This is a genomic window from Streptomyces sp. NPDC031497, assembly GCF_055580905.1.
Window position 1 is genome coordinate 519,544 of the sequence record NZ_JBVIKO010000001.1, and the last position, 18,202, is coordinate 537,745.

Annotated in this window: 16 protein-coding genes; 11 read left to right on the forward strand and 5 right to left on the reverse strand. The window is 72.0% G+C overall.

The window, feature by feature from the left end:
• The first annotated feature begins 88 nt into the window (after nt 1–88).
• From ACZ5K7_RS02325 to ACZ5K7_RS02345, 5 genes are all read left to right on the forward strand, one after another.
• Nucleotides 89–880, forward strand: coding sequence for a DUF4142 domain-containing protein (locus tag ACZ5K7_RS02325; RefSeq protein ID WP_468909471.1), 792 nt, complete (start codon nt 89–91; stop codon nt 878–880).
• Between the two features lie 124 nt (nt 881–1,004).
• A complete protein-coding gene (locus ACZ5K7_RS02330; protein WP_468909473.1) occupies nt 1,005–2,276 on the forward strand; it encodes an MbnB/TglH/ChrH family RiPP precursor modification enzyme in 1,272 nt (423 codons plus the stop codon).
• 203 nt (nt 2,277–2,479) lie between these two features.
• Nucleotides 2,480–3,274, forward strand: coding sequence for a DUF4142 domain-containing protein (locus tag ACZ5K7_RS02335; protein ID WP_468909476.1), 795 nt, complete (start codon nt 2,480–2,482; stop codon nt 3,272–3,274).
• Nucleotides 3,275–3,370: 96 nt separating this feature from the next.
• Nucleotides 3,371–4,150, forward strand: coding sequence for a TIGR04222 domain-containing membrane protein (locus ACZ5K7_RS02340; RefSeq protein WP_351710365.1), 780 nt, complete (start codon nt 3,371–3,373; stop codon nt 4,148–4,150).
• A 153-nt stretch (nt 4,151–4,303) separates the two neighbouring features.
• Nucleotides 4,304–5,941 carry an alpha/beta hydrolase gene (locus tag ACZ5K7_RS02345; RefSeq protein ID WP_468909479.1) on the forward strand — a complete coding sequence of 546 codons (1,638 nt, stop codon included), beginning with the start codon at nt 4,304–4,306 and terminating at the stop codon, nt 5,939–5,941.
• Nucleotides 5,942–5,947: 6 nt separating this feature from the next.
• Here ACZ5K7_RS02345 and hemQ read toward each other — a convergent pair whose 3' ends face one another.
• Nucleotides 5,948–6,679 carry a hydrogen peroxide-dependent heme synthase gene (hemQ, locus tag ACZ5K7_RS02350; protein WP_351710369.1) on the reverse strand — a complete coding sequence of 244 codons (732 nt, stop codon included), beginning with the start codon at nt 6,677–6,679 and terminating at the stop codon, nt 5,948–5,950.
• A gap of 5 nt (nt 6,680–6,684) precedes the next feature.
• Nucleotides 6,685–8,247, reverse strand: coding sequence for a protoporphyrinogen oxidase (hemG, locus tag ACZ5K7_RS02355; RefSeq protein ID WP_468909483.1), 1,563 nt, complete (start codon nt 8,245–8,247; stop codon nt 6,685–6,687).
• A 155-nt stretch (nt 8,248–8,402) separates the two neighbouring features.
• On the opposite strand from hemG, the gene ACZ5K7_RS02360 reads away from it, so the two are divergent.
• Nucleotides 8,403–9,290, forward strand: a complete 888-nt coding sequence (locus ACZ5K7_RS02360) for a DUF4349 domain-containing protein (RefSeq protein WP_468909486.1) — start codon at nt 8,403–8,405, stop codon at nt 9,288–9,290.
• Nucleotides 9,291–9,327: 37 nt separating this feature from the next.
• On the forward strand, nt 9,328–10,716 hold the full coding sequence (locus ACZ5K7_RS02365) for an FAD-dependent oxidoreductase (protein WP_351710375.1): 1,389 nt from the start codon (nt 9,328–9,330) through the stop codon (nt 10,714–10,716).
• Between the two features lie 91 nt (nt 10,717–10,807).
• On the opposite strand, the gene ACZ5K7_RS02370 is transcribed toward ACZ5K7_RS02365, so the two are convergent.
• Nucleotides 10,808–11,074, reverse strand: coding sequence for a hypothetical protein (locus ACZ5K7_RS02370; protein WP_351710377.1), 267 nt, complete (start codon nt 11,072–11,074; stop codon nt 10,808–10,810).
• 167 nt (nt 11,075–11,241) lie between these two features.
• Here ACZ5K7_RS02370 and ACZ5K7_RS02375 point away from each other — a divergent pair, with 167 nt between their 5' ends.
• Nucleotides 11,242–12,066 (forward strand): rhomboid family intramembrane serine protease, encoded by an 825-nt coding sequence (locus tag ACZ5K7_RS02375; protein ID WP_351710379.1) that lies wholly within the window; start codon nt 11,242–11,244, stop codon nt 12,064–12,066.
• A gap of 9 nt (nt 12,067–12,075) precedes the next feature.
• On the opposite strand, the gene hemE is transcribed toward ACZ5K7_RS02375, so the two are convergent.
• Nucleotides 12,076–13,143: a uroporphyrinogen decarboxylase gene (gene hemE / locus ACZ5K7_RS02380; RefSeq protein WP_468909490.1), complete on the reverse strand. Its 1,068-nt coding sequence runs from the start codon at nt 13,141–13,143 to the stop codon at nt 12,076–12,078.
• 120 nt (nt 13,144–13,263) lie between these two features.
• Here hemE and ACZ5K7_RS02385 point away from each other — a divergent pair, with 120 nt between their 5' ends.
• The 3 genes from ACZ5K7_RS02385 (at nt 13,264) to ACZ5K7_RS02395 (ending at nt 16,393) form a co-directional block, all read left to right on the forward strand.
• On the forward strand, nt 13,264–13,950 hold the full coding sequence (locus tag ACZ5K7_RS02385) for a DUF3000 domain-containing protein (protein WP_468909492.1): 687 nt from the start codon (nt 13,264–13,266) through the stop codon (nt 13,948–13,950).
• Between the two features lie 318 nt (nt 13,951–14,268).
• A complete protein-coding gene (locus tag ACZ5K7_RS02390; RefSeq protein ID WP_351710385.1) occupies nt 14,269–14,931 on the forward strand; it encodes a response regulator transcription factor in 663 nt (220 codons plus the stop codon).
• A 181-nt stretch (nt 14,932–15,112) separates the two neighbouring features.
• On the forward strand, nt 15,113–16,393 hold the full coding sequence (locus tag ACZ5K7_RS02395) for an HRDC domain-containing protein (protein WP_468909495.1): 1,281 nt from the start codon (nt 15,113–15,115) through the stop codon (nt 16,391–16,393).
• A 299-nt stretch (nt 16,394–16,692) separates the two neighbouring features.
• On the opposite strand, the gene ACZ5K7_RS02400 is transcribed toward ACZ5K7_RS02395, so the two are convergent.
• Nucleotides 16,693–17,481 (reverse strand): TetR family transcriptional regulator, encoded by a 789-nt coding sequence (locus tag ACZ5K7_RS02400; RefSeq protein ID WP_468909498.1) that lies wholly within the window; start codon nt 17,479–17,481, stop codon nt 16,693–16,695.
• Nucleotides 17,482–18,202: the final 721 nt, after the last annotated feature.

Below are 18,202 nucleotides of genomic sequence, written 5' to 3' on the forward strand. Positions count from 1 at the left end.
CCCTGACGAACTTTGCCGTTTATTTGAACATCGCCGCCGGCACACCCGTACGTCCGGTCACTGAACCAGCGACACGGGGAGGGACCCCTTGCGGCGTTTCAACGGTACGGCCATGATCCTGGCGGCCCTCGCCACCACGCTCGGCGCGCTCGCCTATCCCGTGTGGTCGTACGGCGACCGCTCCGGCACCGGGCAGGCGAACCTGGCGGCGGGGACCGTGGCCACCCAGTGGGGTCCGCTGTCCGCCTCGGACCGCGATCTGATCGTGCGGGTCCGGCTGGCCGGACTCTGGGAGCTGCCGGCCGGGCAGCAGGCCATCCAGCGGGCACCGAGCGCCGAGATCAAGGCGGCCGGGGACCATCTGATCGTCGGCCACACCGACCTGGACCGGCGGGTCCGGATCGTCGCGGGGCAGCTGGGCGTCGAACTGCCCAACGTACCGAACGAGCAGCAGCAGGGCTGGCTCCAGGAGATGTCGACGGCGACCGGCGCGGAGTACGAGTACAAGTTCGTGAACCTGCTGCGCGCCGCGCACGGCAAGATCTTCCCGGCGATCGGGACGGTACGGAACACCACCCGCAACAGCCTGGTGCGGCAGCTGGCCTCGGACGCCAACCAGACCGTGCTGGACCACATCACCATCCTGGAGAAGACCGGGAAGGTCGACTTCGAGGCGATCGCCAACGAGATCGCCAACTCCACCACGGCGAGCCCGACCGGCCCGGCAGTCCCGGCACCGGGGGTGGTGGTGCCCTCCGCTCCGGCCGCGCAGGCCAGCGGTGACGTGCGGGTCACGTCCCGGCCCTCGCCCGGCGCGCCGGGCACGGTGAACACCGCACGCCCGGACCCGGTGGACTCGCTGGGCGTACTCGGCGGATAGCCGGTTCAGCTCCCCGGAGCGCGGACCCGAACCTCAAATGTTGCTCTGAAGCGGCAGGCAACGCGGTTCGCGGACGCGCTCCGGGGCCATACCCCCGTCATTCGGAACAAGAGGGGGGCGGACCATGACGCCGGAGCGGCTGGGAACGGGCATCGGCTGGCGGCCGGAGATCGCCGACGCCGTGGAGCGCATGCCCGGTATCGACTGGGTCGAGGTCGTGGCCGAGAACACCTGCCCGGGCCACCTCCCTGACTCGCTGCGGCGGCTGCGCGAGCGCGGGGTGACGGTCGTACCGCACGGTGTCTCCCTGGGCCTCGGCGGCGCGGACCGCCCGGACGAGGACCGGCTCGCGGCGCTCGCCGAGCGGGCGGAGGCGCTGGGTTCCCCGCTGGTCACCGAGCACATCGCGTTCGTCCGCGCGGGCGGCCCGCTGACGGCCTCGCCGCTCCTGGAGGCGGGACACCTCCTCCCTGTCCCCCGCACCCGGGACGCCCTCGACGTCCTCTGCGAGAACATCCGTATCGCGCAGGCCGCGCTGCCCGTGCCGCTCGCCGTCGAGAACATCGCCGCGCTCATCTGCTGGCCGGGCGAGGAGATGACCGAGGGGCAGTTCCTGTACGACCTCGTGGACCGCACCGGGGTACGGCTGCTGATCGATGTGGCGAACCTGCACACCAACCACGTCAACCGCGGTGAGGACCCGGCCAAGGCGCTCACCGAACTCCCCGTCGAGGCCATCGCCTACGTCCATGTCGCGGGCGGCTTCGAGCGGGACGGCGTCTGGCACGACAGCCACGCCCACCCGGTGCCCCCGGCGGTCCTGGACGTCCTGACCGACCTCGCGTCCCGGGTCACGCCGCCGGGAGTGCTGCTGGAGCGGGACGAGAACTTCCCCGAACCGGCCGAACTGGAGCGGGAGCTGGCGGCGATCCGCGGGGCGGTGGCGGCGGGGGGCGCGGTCGCCGACCGCCGGTTCGATCGCCCTGCGCGGCCGGCCGCGCCCGAGGTGACCGACGCCACCCGGCGCAGCGTCGGGCTCGCACAGACCGCGGTGCTGTCCGCACTGGTCGCCGGGACACCGGTGCCGGAAGGGTTCGACCGGGTGCGGATGGGGGTGCAGTCCCGGGCACTGGCGTCGAAGCGGGCGGACGTGGTGGCGAAGGTGGCCCCGGAGCTGCCGGAGATCCTGGGGGACGCGTACCGGCCGGCGTTTCTGGCGTACGCGCAGGAACGGCCGATGACCGGGGGGTACCGGCGGGATGCGCTGGACTTCGCGGAGCGGTTGCTGAGCGACGGCCGAGCGGGAGGCAGGACCTCCCAGCGCCGACTGGAAAGGTGGTGGCGGGACCGAGCGGGACCGACGCCCCGACGAAGGGCACTGCTGCGGCGAGGCTAGGGGGCTCAGCGGCTCAGCGCCCCGTCAGGGGCGCGGGGAACTGCGCGACCAGCCATACACGGCCCGCACCGGACATCCGACCGAAGCCCCACGACGCCTCACCCGCACGCACCGCACACCGCGGCCCGGTCCACCGTCACCCGCCCTCGGTAATATGCCAAGCCCGCACAGCGAAGCCCCACCCGTGCGGTGCAGGAGGCATCATGCGCGCGCGTCCCCGACCCCCGATCCAAGGCCGAGGCATATTCACCGGTACCGGACTGATCATCGCCTGTCTCGCGGCGACCCTCGCCGCCCTGGTGTTCCCGATCTGGTCGTACGCCGACCGCTCGGACCCGACCGGCGCGGTGAACGTGCTGAGCGCCCAGACCGTGTCGACCCGCTACGGCCCCCTGTCGGCCCAGGACCGGGACTTCATCGTCAAGGTGCGGCTCGCCGGGCTCTGGGAGCTGCCGGCCGGGGAGATGGCGGAGCAGAAGGGCACCACCCAGGCCGTACGGACCGCCGGTCAGCACCTCGTCGACGGACACGCCTCCCTCGACGCGCACGTCCGCGGCGTCGCCGCCCAGCTCGGCGTGCCGATTCCCAACCAGCCCAACGACCAGCAGCGACAGTGGCTCGCCACGCTGACCGAGGCGCAGGGGCAGGACTTCGACCGGCAGTTCGCGAACATCGCGCGGCTGGCCCACGGCCGGGTCTTCTCCGTCGTCGCCCAGGTCCGCGCCGGCACCCAGAACACCCTGGTCCGCGATCTCGCCGACGACGCCAACACCACCGTCCTGGACCACATCAAGGTCCTGGAGGCCACCGGGTACGTCGACTTCGCCGCCCTCGCGCAGCAGTTGGCGGTCACCCCCTCCCCCGCCGCCTCGCCGCCGGTCTTCGCGCCGAGCGATGCGATCCCGGTCACACCGTCCCCGGTGCCGGACCCGCAGACGGCCTCGACGTACCCGCTGCCGCCCGCCGCCTCCAGTCCCCCGCCTCCCCGCAGCCCCTGACCTGCACGGGAAACGGAACGTCACATACCGACAACACTCGGTCCGGAATATGAACAGGGCATGGCGTTTCCCAAGCCCCTGGCATAGAAACGCGTCATGTTCTGGGTCCTTCTCCTGCTCCTGGCCTGGGCCGTCGCCGGCACCGCCTGCACTCGGCTGTGCCTGGCCGCCGTACGCACCGCGGCCACCGACACGGACACCGGCCGAGGACACGATCTGACGCTGTACGAGGTCGCTTTCCTGTCCGGCGGGCCCGCACGGGTCGCCGATCTGACCCTGGTGTCCATGGCCCGCCAGCAGCGGCTGCTGCTCGCCCACACCGGCTGGGCGACCGTCGTGGACCCGCGCGCTCGGGACGAGATGGAACGCTCGGTGATAGGTGCCATCGGGCCGGAGGGGCAGTCGCGAATAGCGCCGGTGCGCTCGGCCGCGGCCGGCGCGGACGCCGTGCGGAGTCTCGGCGAGGGGCTGGTGCGGGCCGGGCTCGCGGTGCCGGACGTGGCGGCGCGTACGACGGTCGCGTCGGGCGTGCGTCAGGTCCGGGCCGCCGCGCTCGCCGTGTTCGGCCTGGGGGCGGTCGCCCTCGTGCTGCCCGCCCCGACCGAGATGCCCCGCGGCCTGGTCGCGATGTGGTTCGCGCTGCCCCTCACCCTGACGTTGAGCTGCCTGGCCATCGCCCGGGTCGAGGTGCACCCGTACGCGCGCTGGGCCTCCCCGGCCGGGCAGCGGCTGCTGGGCGGGCTGCACCGGCGGGCGAACCGGGCGGCCGACGACCACTCGCTGCTCGCCTCCGTCGCCGTCCGCGGTATCCGCGCGATCGGTGAACCGGAGCTGCGTGCGGCTTTCGCACACCGGGACCAGCTCCCGCGGGAGTGAGCGGGGGCGTACAGGGGCATTGGGGCCGACACCGGCCGTTGGTGCTTGCCTTCGCCGACAACCGGTCGAAATATCCCTTTTATTGCTGCCGTGCAGTCGCTGCGGTGCCGTTGCTGCCGCGCCACGCAGCGACCGCACCGAAAGGGATACGCCATGAGAGCCCCCGCCCTGTACTCGGCAGCCGGGTCCCTGATCCTGACCACCCTGGCCGCCGCCCCGGCCGGGAGCGCGCCCCGCGCCCCGGACGCGGCGACCACCGAACTGCGCGGTACCGCCGTGGCCGCCGCCCGGGCACGCGCGGAGGGCATCGACTTCGGCAAGTGCGCCGCGGGCCTGGACTTCCCGAGCTCCTTCCGGTGCGGCACGGTGAGCGTCCCACTGGACTACGCGCATCCGGACGGCAAGCAGATCAGACTGACCGTCAGCCGGGTCCGCGCCACCCACAAGGACCCGCACAACAGCAAGCGCAAGGTGCCCCGGCAGGGCACCCTGGTCTACAACCCGGGCGGCCCCGGTGCCTCCGGCATGGCCTTCCCGATGGTCGGCGCACTGCCCGAGTGGAAGCGCCTCGCCGCCGCCTACGACCTGGTCGGCTACGCCCCGCGCGGGGTGGACCGTTCGGCGCCGCTGTCCTGTGTGGACCCCAAGCGGTTCTTCAAGGCGCCCTCCCCGTCACCGGCGCACCCCTCGGCGGCGTACAAGAAGGCGCGGGTGGCCGAGGCGAAGGCGTACGCGCGCGGCTGTCTCAAGCGGTCCGGGAGCAGGCTGAGGTACTTCACCTCGCTCAACAACGCGCGTGACCTGGACGTGCTGCGCGCCGCGCTCGGCGAGAACCGGCTGACCTTCATGGGCGCCTCCTACGGCACCTACTTCGGCGCGGTGTACGCCACCCTGTTCCCCTCGCACGTACGGCGGATGGTGCTGGACTCGGCGGTGAACCCGGACCCGGCGCAGATCTGGTACCGCTCCAACCTGGAGCAGTCGGCCGCGTTCGAGAGCCGCTGGGCGGACTACCGGGAGTGGATCGCCAGGCACGACGACGTGTACGGGCTGGGTGACACGGCCGCGAAGGTGCAGGCGAGTTACGACCGGGCGAGCAAGCGGCTGGCCAAGAAGGCGGCCGGCGGGAAGGTCGGGCCGGGACAGTTGCAGGGCGCGTTCCTGTCGGCCGGGTACTACGACGACTACTGGCCGAGCCGCGCGGAGGCGCTGTCGAAGTTCCTGAAGGGGGACGCGAAGCCGCTCGTCCGGCTGGCGGCGCCGACGCCGGCGACGGCCGCCGCGGCGGAGAACGGCAACGCGGTCTACACGGCCGTCGAGTGCAACGACGCGGCCTGGCCGGCGGACTTCAGGACCTGGGACCGGGACAACACCCGGCTGGCGCGGGTGGCGCCGTTCGAGACCTGGGACAACGCCTTCATGAACCTGCCCTGCGCCTACTGGCTGGCGCCCCGGCAGAAGGCCCTCGACGTCCGGACGGGTCCCGGTGAGCTGCCGCCGACACTGATCCTGCAGGCGGAGCGGGACGCGGCCACGCCCTACTCGGGCGCGTTGGAGATGAACCGGCGGCTGGCCGACTCGGTGCTGGTGACCGAGCGGGACGCGGGCACCCACGGCATCGGCGGCGGCCCCAACAAGTGCGTCAACGGCTATCTGGAGGCCTACCTGCTGGAGGGCCGGCTCCCGGACCGGCGAGCGTCCTGCACGGGGCACCCGGAGCCGAAGCCGGCCGGCCACGCCCCGCAGAAGAAGCTGCGGGACTCCCTGAAGGGCAAGGCCGGCCGGCGCTGAGGGTCGTCAGGCGAGGCCCGCGACCAGCTCCGCGACGTCCTTGCGGCGGCCCGTGTAGAAGGGGACCTCCTCGCGGACGTGCATCCGGGCCTCGGAGGCGCGCAGATGACGCATGAGGTCGACGATGCGGTGCAGCTCGTCGGCCTCGAAGGCCAGGATCCACTCGTAGTCGCCGAGCGAGAACGAGGCGACCGTGTTGGCGCGCACGTCCGGGTAGCCGCGGGCCATCTTGCCGTGGTCGGCGAGCATCCGGCGGCGGTCCTCGTCGGGCAGCAGGTACCAGTCGTAGGAGCGGACGAACGGGTACACGCTGACGTAGTTGCGCGGCGTCTCGTCGGCGAGGAAGGCCGGGATGTGCGAGCGGTTGAACTCGGCGGGGCGGTGCAGCGCCATGTTCGACCAGACCGGCGCGAGGGCGCGGCCCAGCTTCGTGCGGCGGAAGAGGTTGTACGCCTCCTGGAGCTGGTCGCTGTCCTCGGCGTGCCACCAGATCATCAGGTCCGCGTCGGCGCGCAGACCGGAGAGGTCGTAGGTGCCGCGCACGGTCACGTCCTTGGCGGCGAGCTGGTCGAACAGCTCCTGGACCTCGTCGGCGTAGCCCGCGCGGTCCTCGGGCAGCACGTCCTTCAGCTTGAAGACCGACCACAGGGTGTAGCGGATGACCTCGTTGAGGTCCTTGGCCAGCTTGCCCTTGTTCGGGATCCGCTCGGGGGCGGTGGTGGGGGCGTCGTCACTCATAATCCTTATTCTCCCGCTCCGCCGTGCAGGCTCTGCACCGGGTTGGCGGTGAGCTCCCGCACCGCCGCCAGGTCACCGCCCAGCTGGTCGACCGCCGCGTAGGCGCTCGCGATGCAGGCGGGGATGCCCACCCCGTCGTACTGCGCTCCGCAGACCGCCAGGCCCGGGAGCCGGGCGACGTGCTCGCGGACGCGGGCCACGCGCGCGTGGTGGCCGACCGGGTACTGGGGCAGACCGTCGGTCCAGCGGGTGACCCGGGTGGCGACGGGGTCCGCGTCCAGGCCGGTGGCGGCGCGCAGGTCGTGCCGGGAGACGTCGACCAGGTCACCGTCCGCGCGCCCCAGCACCTCCGTCTCGCCGTACCGCCCGACCGAGGTGCGCAGCACGACGACGTCCGGGTCCTCGTCGGCGATCCAGCCCCACTTCTGGGAGGCGAAGGTCGCGGCCTTGATGGTGCGGCCGTCGACGGGCGGCACCAGGAAGCCGCTGCCCTCGGGGAGGGCGAGGTCGGCACGGCGGTAGGCGAGGGTGATCAGGGCCATCGAGGCGTACTCGACGGCGGCCAGTCCGGCCGCGGCGGCGGGCGCCTCGGCGCGCAGCAGGGCGGCGGCGACGGGGGCCGGGACGGCGACGATCACGGCGTCCGCGTACAGCACCCGGTCACCGGCGACGACCCGCCACCCGGTGCGCGGGCCGCCGCCCGCCTCGCGGTCCCCGTGAGCCGCCGCCCCGGCGCCCGCCCGCGCGGGGCCGGATCCGCCGGCCGGTGAGCCGTCGTGGTCGACGTCCCGTGCCGTGCCCGGTCCCACCCTGCGCAGTTCGGTCACGGGTGCCCCGGTGACGATCTCGCCCCCGCGCGCCCGCACCGAGTCGGCCACCGCGAGCGGCAGGGTGCCGACGCCGCCCTCGATGCCCATGAACACCGGGCCCGTCTGCTGGTTGGCGACCGCCTTGGCCTGGATCTCGCGGACGGCCTCGGTCAGCGAGTCGTGCGTCCTGGCGGCCTGGTAGAGCTGCGGGACCGCCGAGCGCATCGAGATGCGGTACGCGTCGCCCGCGTAGACCCCGCCGAGCAGCGGCTCGACGAGCCGGTCGACGACCTCCCGGCCGAGCCGCCCGGCCACGTACTCCCCCACCGCCACGTCGTCGCCGACCTCGGTGCGGGGCAGGTCGGCGTCGCGCTCGATCCGCGCGAGGCCCTCCTCGGACAGCACACCGGACAGCGCGGCTGCGGTGCCGGGCACGCCCATGACGTGGCCCTTGGGCATGGGCCGCAGGGCGCCTCGGGTCCAGATCGAGGCCGTGGCGGTGGCCGGCGGCCGCAGCCGGTCGTCCAGGGCCACCTCGCGCGCGAGGGCGACCGCCTCGGGCCGGCGGGCCAGCATCGACTCGGCGCCCAGGTCGACCCGCACGCCCGCGATCTCGCCGGGCAGCAGCTTGCCGCCGACTCGCCCCGAGGCCTCCAGCACGGTCACGCGCGCGCCGCGCTCCAGCAGCCGGTGGGCCGCGGCGAGCCCCGCGATCCCGGCCCCGACGACGACGACATGTCCCGTGTCCGTTGCGCTCATGACCCCACTCTCTCAAAACCCCACCGGCACTCCCGTCCCGGCCCGGTGACCGGCGCGCGTCCGGACCGTGACCGCATCGGAACCGTTGCGCTCAAACGTCCCGCACCCCCACGGCGTCGAAGGAGCGTCAACAGTCACGACCCTCGGGGGGAACCATGCGTCATCCCGTACGACCCGCCCTCGCCGGCCTCCTGCTGGCCGCCGCCCTCGCCCTGGCCGGATGCAGCGCGGGCGGCGACTCCGGCGGCTCCGCGAGCGATGCCGGCGACGCCAAGGCCGCCGCAGGCAGCGCGGCCCAGGACGCGGCGGGCCCGGCAGGCGCCAAGGAGAGCAGCAACAGGGGCGCCGACGAGACCCCCACGCTCACGGTCGACCACATCATCCGCACCGCCTCCCTGACCGTGCAGGTCAAGGACGTGCCCAAGGCCCTCGACGAGGCCCGCACCACGACCGAGAACGCCGGAGGCTACGTCGGCAACGAGACCACCACCCGGGGCTCCCAGGGCCATGAACGCACCCGCGTGGTCCTCCGGGTCCCCACCGAGAAGTACGACGAGGTGCTCACCGACCTCCAGGGAGCGGGCAAGCTGCTCGACCGCACCGCGAAGGCCCAGGACGTCACCGACCAGGTGGTGGACGTGGACAGCCGCATCAAGTCGCAGCGGGCCAGCGTGGCCCGGGTCCGCGAACTGATGGACCGGGCCACCAAGCTCGGTGACGTGGTCACCCTGGAAGGGGAGTTGAGCAGCCGGGAGGCCGACCTGGAGGCGCTGCTCGCCCAGCAGGCGTCCCTGAAGGACCGTACCAGCCTGGCCACCATCACGCTGTCGCTCACCGAGACGCCGGTGCAGAAGGCCGCGAAGGACGACACTCCCGGGTTCGTGGACGCGCTGGCCGGCGGCTGGCACGTCTTCCTCACGATGCTGCGCTGGATCGCCCTGGCGCTGGGCGCGGCCCTGCCGTTCGCGGCGCTGGCGGCCCTGGTCGCGTTCCTGTGGTGGCGGGTCGTACGCCGGCGCCGTACGCCCGGTGAGGAGACCTGAGCACGTCCGACATTCCCTCGCCCCGTAGCGTGTTCGCATGGACATGAGCGGTGGACGGGAACGACTGGTGGTGATCGGCGGGGACGCCGCGGGCATGTCCGCGGCGTCCCAGGCACGCCGGCTGCGGGGACCGGACGAACTGGAGATCGTGGCCTTCGAGCGCGGCCACTTCAGCTCCTACTCGGCGTGCGGCATCCCGTACTGGGTCGGCGGTGACGTGGTGGAGCGGGACCATCTGATCGCCCGCACGCCCGGGGAGCACCGGTCCCGGGACATCGATCTGCGGATGCGTACGGAGGTCACCGAGATCGACGTGGCCGGGAAGCGGGTACGCGCGCGTGACGTCGATTCCGGCGCCGAGTCCTGGACGTCGTACGACAAGCTCGTCATCGGGACCGGTGCCCGCCCGATCCGCCCCGACATGCCGGGCGCGGACGCGCCGGGGGTGCACGGTGTGCAGACCCTCGACGACGGCCAGGCCCTGCTCGACACGCTGGCACGCACGCGTGGCCGGCGCGCCGTGGTCGTCGGCGCCGGCTACATCGGCGTCGAGATGGCCGAGGCGATGATCAACCGGGGCTACGAGGTGACGGTCGTCAACCGCGGCAGCGAGCCCATGTCCACGCTCGACCCGGACATGGGCCGCCTGGTGCACGAGGCGATGGAGGGCCTCGGCATCACCATGGTCAACGACGCCGAGGTCACCAAGCTGCTCACCGGCCAGGACGGCAGCGTCCGCGCGGTGGCCACGGAGGACGGCGAGTACCCGGCGGACGTGGTGATCCTGGGCATCGGCGTGCGCCCGGAGACGAGCCTCGCCCAGGCGGCGGGCCTGCCCGTCGGCGAGCACGGCGGCCTGCTGACCGACCTGGCGATGCGGGTCCGCGGCCATCAGGACATCTGGGCGGGCGGCGACTGCGTGGAGGTCCTGAACCTGGTCTCGGGCCAGGAGCAGTACATCCCGCTGGGCACCCACGCCAACAAGCACGGCCAGGTCATCGGCACCAACGTGGGCGGCGACTACGCCACGTTCCCGGGGGTCGTCGGCACGGCGGTGAGCAAGGTCTGCGACCTGGAGATCGCCCGCACCGGCCTGCGCGAGAAGGACGCCCGGCGGGTGGGCCTCCAGTTCGAGGCGGTCACCATCGAGTCCACGAGCCGCGCAGGCTACTACCCCGGCGCGAACCCGATGACGGTCAAGATGCTCGCGGAACGCCGCACGGGACGCCTCCTCGGCGTGCAGATCGTGGGGCGGGAGGGCGCGGGCAAGCGGGTCGACATCGCGGCGGTGGCCCTGACGGCAAAAATGACGGTGGACCAGATGACAGCCCTGGACCTGGGCTACGCGCCCCCGTTCTCACCGGTGTGGGATCCGGTACTGGTGGCGGCCAGAAAGGCGTCGGCCAAGGTGCGCGAGGGCCACTGAAGCGCCCCGTCAGGGGCGCGGGGCGTAATCGATTTGCGGCTCCGCCGCGGGGCGCGACCGGCCACAGCGCACCCGCGCCCCGCGACGGCGATCAAGCCGTCCCGCTGATCCTCGGCAACGAAGTGACCCCCGCACCGCCCGGCGCGGCCGCGGCCGCCGGCTGCTCAGCCCCCGGCCGCGCGTGCGCCGCCGCCGGCCGGGTCGACCGCAGCCGGTTGCTCACCGCCTCGTCCAGCGTCACCGGCCGCTGCATCTGCGCCGCCAGCCGCCCCGCCTCCTGGCCGAGCCGTGCCACGTCCTCCCACGGAAGCCGCACCACAAGGGAGATCTCCGCCTCGCCGTCGGGCATGGCCTGCATGGGAGGGAACCCCTGAGAAGCAACCCGCTCGTTCATCGCCTGGTCCTCACGTCGCCTGGAACATCACCTGAAGCTCATCGGTCGCAAGGACATACGCACCCGCGCGCGCCGACGTTCACCGAGCCGCTCCGTGCTTCGGGCGCCCCCGCCCTGGGCACTAGTCAGCTGTGGTCATCCCCGTTCATGACGTGAACCCGGTGCGTCGCACGCCGTACGTGACGTACGCGCTGATCGCCGCGAACGTCCTCGTGTTCCTGTTCACACCCGGCATAGCCGGCTCCGTGGCCGGCGGCAGCGATCTGGCACAGCTGTGCCATCTGCAGGCCTTCACGGACCACTACGCGGCGGTCCCCCGAGAGCTGATCCACCATCAGCTGCCGGGGCTGGTCCCGACGGGCGCCGTGGGCATCGGCCAGAACGGCCCCGGCTGCGTCGTCGGGCCGCCCTCCTACGACAAGTCGCCGGTGCTGTCCGTCTTCACGGCGATGTTCCTGCACGGCAGTTGGCTGCACCTGCTGGGCAACATGCTGTTCCTGCTGATCTTCGGCAACAACGTCGAGGACCGGATGGGCCACATCCGGTACTTCCTCTTCTACGTCGTCTGCGGCTATGCGGCCGGCTACGGCTTCGCGCTCCTCAACGACGCCTCGGCGGACCCGCTGATCGGCGCGTCCGGCGCGATCGCCGGCGTCCTGGGCGCCTATCTCGTCCTCTACCCGAGGGCCAGGGTCTGGGTGCTGGTCCCGTTCCTGGTCTTCCTGCCGCTGCGGCTGCCGGCCTGGCTGGTGCTGGGCTTCTGGTTCGTGCTCCAGGCCGTGTACTCCTCCGGCGAGGGCGTCTCCGACGCCGGCACGGTGGCGTACGCGGCGCACGTCGTCGGCTTCCTCGTGGGCATGCTGCTGGCCTGGCCGCTCAAGCCGGGCACGCCTCCGCCGCCGGAACCGCGCGGCCTGCTGTTCGGCAGGCGGGCCCGGCCCCGGCACGGCTGGTAGCGGACGGGGTCAGCGGACCGTCTCGGTGTGGACGAACTCGACCAGCCGGGTCAGTGCGTCCGGGTCGGTGGACGGCATCACGCCGTGCCCGAGGTTGAAGACATGGCCTTCGAGGCCGGCGGCCGCGTCGAGTACCTCGCGTGCCTTCGTCTCCACCGCGTCCTTGCCGGCGAACAGGACGGTCGGGTCGAGGTTGCCCTGGAGCGCCTTGCCGGGGCCGATCCGGCGGGCGGCCTCGTCGAGCGGCACCCGGTAGTCGACGCCGACGACGTCCGCGCCGGCCTCGCCCATGAGCTTCAGCAGTTCGCCGGTGCCGACGCCGAAGTGAATGCGCGGGACGCCGTATCCGGCGACGGCGTCCAACACCTTCGCGGAGGCGGGCAGCACCGAGCGGCGGTAGTCGGCGGGGGCCAGCGCGCCGGCCCAGGAGTCGAAGAGCTGGACGGCGGAGGCGCCGGCCTCGATCTGCACCTTGAGGAACGCGGCCGTGATGTCCGCGAGGCGGTCGAGCAGGTCGGCCCAGAGCTCCGGGTCGCCGTACATGATCGCCTTGGCGTTCTCGTAGGTGCGCGAGGGGCCGCCCTCGACGAGGTAGCTCGCGAGGGTGAAGGGGGCGCCGGCGAAGCCGATCAGCGGGGTCGGGCCGAGCTCGGCGATGAGCAGGCCGATCGCCTCGGTGACGTAGGAGACGTCCTCGGGGGTGAGGTCGCGGAGCTGGGCGAGGTCGGCGCGGGTGCGGATCGGGTGCTCGACGACCGGGCCGACGCCTGGCTTGATGTCGAGGTCGACGCCGATGGCCTTGAGCGGGACCACGATGTCGCTGTAGTAGACGGCCGCGTCCACGTTGTGCCGGCGGACGGGCTGGAGTGTGATCTCGGCGACCAGCTCGGGCCGCGTGCAGGACTCCAGCATGGGGATGCCCTCGCGAACCTTGCGGAACTCCGGCAGCGAACGGCCGGCCTGCCGCATGAACCACACGGGGGTGTGCGGCACGGGTTCACGCCTGCACGCCTTCAGGAAGGCACTGTCGTACGTCGCTGTCGGCTGCTGGCCCGTCGGGCTTCCGTTCGCACTCACGACGGCAAGTCTCGCACGGCCCCGAAGCCGCCGCGGCCGCACCCTGCGCGGCACCTCAGGTGGGGCCTTAGGTGGTGTCTCTCCCTGCGCGAAGGCGTCGTTCCCCTTACTCTTCCCCGCATGGCTGCGGCTCAGGGACGACTGTCGGACGGCGCTGGCGGGATGGGCGAGGGGAAGGACACCGAGGAGGGCGAAGGGCATACGGGGAGTACGGCGCCACCGGTACCGCCGGCCTTCCGGGCCGCGGTCGACGCGCTGCGCGGTGCCCGGCTGCGGCCGCAGGTCGAGGTGGAGCCGACACCCGCCCCGAAGCGTCTCGCCCCGTTCGCGTACGCCGTGGAGGCGGCGGTGGTCGACGGCGAGCAGGACCTCGCCGACGGCCGTCTGGTGCTGCTGCACGACCCGGCCGGGCACGACGCCTGGCGTGGGACGTTCCGGCTGGTCACGCTGGTGCGCGCGGAACTGGAGCCGGAGATGGCGGCGGATCCGCTGCTGCCGGACGTCTGCTGGTCGTGGCTGACCGGCGCCCTCCAGGCGCGCGGCCTGTCGTACGGCGAGCCGAGCGGGACCGTGACCCGGGCGAGTTCGCACTACTTCGGCGGGCTGTCCGAGCGGCCCGCCGCCTCGCAGATCGAGATCCGGGCCTCCTGGACGCCCCGGGAGGGCCGCGCCGGGGTCCCGGACACCGCGGCGCACCTCGCTTCCTGGTGCGACCTGCTGGCGCAGGTCGCGGGACTGCCGCCGGCCGCCCCCGGAGACGCCTCGGTGGTCACGCTGCCGCAGCGCCGCGACCCGCAGGCGCGCTAGCCACCCCCCCTCCACTATTTCCGTCATGTCCGACATTGACCGAGGTCTCGTCCACACGAGTCCCGTCGACTCACCCTTCGTTGACCATCTCTTTGTCGATACGGCCACTTTCTGTCCCGTACGACAACACCCCGAACCGATTCGATCTTCGGATGATCGATCGCGTGTCCGAATTGCACGTATTGTTACTCACCAGATCGTGATCATTCTCTAAAGGCGGACGGGTTTGATGCCGAAGACGACTGTGACCTTGAAAGCACGGTTCGTCCCGGCTTCTTCCCCACAAGCCGGCCCCCGTCCCCCACCCCAGGAGGCCTGGTGTCCGTTCTCCTTGAGCAGCCCGCAAGCCTGGTCGCCTACCGCCCGAACAAGCCCACCGCCATGGTGGTCGTGGCCGACCCGCGCGTCCGCTCCACCGTCACCCGCCACCTGTGGGCGCTCGGTGTGCGCGATGTCATCGAGGCCTCGTCCATCGCGGAGGCTCGTCCCCGCATCGGCAACCCCCGCGACATCTGCGTCGCCGACGTCCACCTCCCCGACGGCTCCGGCCTGACCCTCCTGTCGGAGACCCGCGCCGCGGGCTGGCCCAACGGCCTGGCCCTGTCCGCCGCCGACGACATCGGCGCCGTGCGCAACGCCCTGGCCGGCGGGGTCAAGGGCTACGTCGTCACCGGCACCCGCACCAACATCGGGCTCCCCACCCGACCGGGCGCCGCCCCCATCGGTTCCGCCGCCGCCCGTATGCACCGCCGCCCCCCGGGTGCCCCGAACCACCCGGGTGGCTACCGCGAGCTCTCCGGCCGCGAGGTCGAGGTGCTCCGGCTGGTCGCGGAGGGCCAGTCGAACAAGGCGATCGGCGTCTCGATGGGCCTGTCCGCCCTCACCGTCAAGAGCCACCTCGCCCGCATCGCCCGCAAGCTCGGCACGGGCGACCGCGCCGGCATGGTCGCCGTCGCCCTGCGCACCGGCATCATCCACTGACTGGTCGTGCGTCCACCGACGTGAACCGGATCGGCCGCTGGTCCGCTGTCGCGTCGCCCCCCCGTCATCCCCCGTTCGTGGACCTGATCTTTCACCGACCTGACTGGTTTACGACCCTCAGGTGCCCGTCGACGGAACGTTCCGTCGACGGGCGCCGTCCACACACAGATACCCTTGACATGTGACCGACGCCCAAGACACCGCAGCAGACAGTTCACTGCGCACCACCGGGGGCACTCCTCCGGACGACGCCGGATCTTCTGTGACGGGGGCGCCGACTCCCCTGCTGGAGCCGCGTGAGGGCATTCCGCCCGTGGTCGCGGACGAGGACGCGCTCGCCCGGGTGATCGCCGCGTTCGCCGCCGGCTCCGGTCCCGTCGCCGTCGACGCCGAGCGCGCGTCCGGCTACCGCTACGGGCAGCGCGCCTACCTCGTCCAGCTGCGCCGCGAGGGCGCCGGGACCGCGCTGATCGACCCCGTCGCCTGCCCCGATCTCTCCGGTCTCGGCGAGGCGCTGGCCGGCGTCGAGTGGGTCCTGCACGCGGCCACCCAGGATCTGCCCTGTCTGCGCGAGATAGGCATGATGCCCGGCAGCCTGTTCGACACCGAGCTGGCCGGGCGGCTGGCCGGCTTCCCGCGGGTCGGGCTCGGCGCGATGGTCGAGAGCGTCCTCGGCTTCGTCCTCGAAAAGGGCCACTCCGCCGTCGACTGGTCGACGCGGCCGCTGCCCGAGCCGTGGCTGCGGTACGCGGCGCTCGACGTCGAGTTGCTGGTGGATCTGCGGGACGCCCTGGAGAAGGAGCTGGACCGGCAGGGGAAGCTGGAGTGGGCGCGGCAGGAGTTCGACGCGATCGCGTCCGCGCCGCCGGCCGAACCGAGAAAGGATCCCTGGCGCCGGACGTCGGGGATGCACAAGGTGCGGCGGCGCCGGCAGCTGGGCGTGGTGCGGGAGCTGTGGCAGACGCGGGACCGGATCGCGCAGAAGCGGGATGTGTCGCCCGGCAAGGTGCTCAGTGACGCGGCGATCGTGGAGGCCGCGCTCGCGCTGCCGGCGAACGTGCACGCCCTCTCGGGGCTGAACGGCTTCGGGCACCGGATGGGGCGACGGCAGCTGGAGCAGTGGCAGGCGGCGGTGGACCGGGCCAGGGCGCTGCCGGACGCCGGGCTGCCGCTGCCGGGGCAGCCGGTGACGGGACCGCCCCCGCCACGGGCGTGGGCCGACAAGGATCCGGAGGCGGCGGCCCGGCTGTCCGCGGCGCGGGCCGCGGTGTCGGCGCTGGCCGAGCAGCTCAACATGCCGCAGGAGAACCTGATCGCGCCGGACTCGGTACGCAGGCTCTGCTGGGAGCCGCCGAAGGTCATGGACGCCGAGACGGTGGGAGCGACTCTGGCGGCGTACGGCGCGCGGCCGTGGCAGGTGGAGCAGGTGACGACGGCGTTGGTGACGGCGCTGTCGGCCTAGGCCGGTCCCCCGGGCCGTTCCCTTTCCGGCTCACCGGGTACCGGCACGGGGACTCCGGACTCGGCCCTCCGGCGTGCGGCACGGCACTGCCGAAGAGCTGGTGTCCGCGCTGGTCCCGCTAGGGCCTGTCTGACCATTCCCGTCGTCGCCCGGAGGGCGGCCTCGCGGCGTCAGGTGCGTGCTCTCGGCGCGCCGGGCGTAGGCCATGTGCGGCGAGTGGGGGGGCACCTCCCACGCCCTTGAGGCAGTGGGAAAGCGTGCATGGCGTCGCGAGGCAGACCGGAATTGTCAGACAGGCCCTAGTCCAGGAGTTCACCGGCATGCTCCGGGGGCGCCTTTTCGGCCTGCTCCGAGGGCTCTTCGTGGTCTTCGTCCTGATCCTGGAGTTCGTCCGCCGGTTCGCCCGGCGGCAGGTCCTGGTCGGATGCGCCTTCGAGGAACGCGGCGTACAGGTTCCTGCCTCGTTCCACCGAGAAGTCGATCTCCGGCAGGAGTTCCGGTACCGCGATCGCGGTCACCAGATTGCGGTACATGCGCGAGACCCGCGCTTCGACGTTCCCCATGTGCCGATCGAGGGTGTTCGAGATCAGCACCAATCCGGCCCAGGCCCCCGCGACCTGGTACGCCTGCTCCTCCAGATCGACGAAGGGTTTCAGCTCTCCTCGTCGCCGGGCTTCGGTCAACTGCCCCGTGTTGAACACGATCCAGTCCGGCCAGGGCGTTCCGTAGGTTTCTGGTGCAGTGCCGTGAAACGACAGCATCAAGGCGGCCTGGAGAGCGCTCTCCCTGGAGATTCGATGGGCCAGGATCATGCCTATGTCGACCATCTCCTGGAGCGCGATTCGCTGCTTCCGCAGCCCGTCCATGCTCAGCGTGTCCTCCATGATGGCCGACGCCACTTCGAGCTTTCCGCCGGGGAAATGCCGGTAGAAGGCCCCCTTGCTCGTCCGTGCGGCGGCGATCAGGTCACTTACCGACGTGCCTTCGTAGCTGTCCGCCACGAAGAGCGCGCCGGCGCTGTCGAGGATTCGCTGCCTCGTGTCAATGGCGCGTTGTTGCCGCCGTCGCGGCCTACGCAGGTTGCTCATTCGATCTCGCCTTCGAGTCCCATTCGCCGGTTGAGACTGAACGGACTTTGTCCAGGAAAACTGCACACGCATTCCAGAACGCCCGCCCCCGCGAGCGGTCTCGAAGCCCCGAAAATCCGCACCGAATTCTCAGGAAAAGGAATTCCAGGGCTTCACGACAAGCCGGGAAATATCGCATACACGTTGATCAGCCTCCCGATACTACCCCGAAGGGCCAGGGCGCAACACGTAAGGACTCCTATGGCCTTTCGGCCGTGACCACCCTCGTTGAGCGGAACGCGGTCTCCCGCCCGCAGCCGAGGCGCTGAGGAGCTGCGACCGACGTTTGCTTGACGTCACAGCGCCTGAGTTCCAGACTTGGCGCCGACACAACAGACCGATCAGTCCCTTCTGCCATCGATCACCTCCCGGAAGCCGCACAGCCAGTCCTGTACTCCGAGGACACAGGCGGGTCCCTCCCTGCGGATGGGGCCGGCCACAGCAGAAGAGACCGACCGGTCCCAACAAGACCGGATGGCGTCGTACGGCGGGTCGAGCGGTCCAGCGGACACGCCGTCGCATCACACCCATCCGCACGGGGGGTCACATGCATTCCGATCGCGTTCGGACGAAGTCCGCCGAGCCATCGGCGTCGGTGTACGGCCGGCTTTGTCCTCGACGCGTTCCGTATGCGATGCCGGCCCCGATGGCCGGCATCCGTGGAGTAAACGCGCGGATGCCC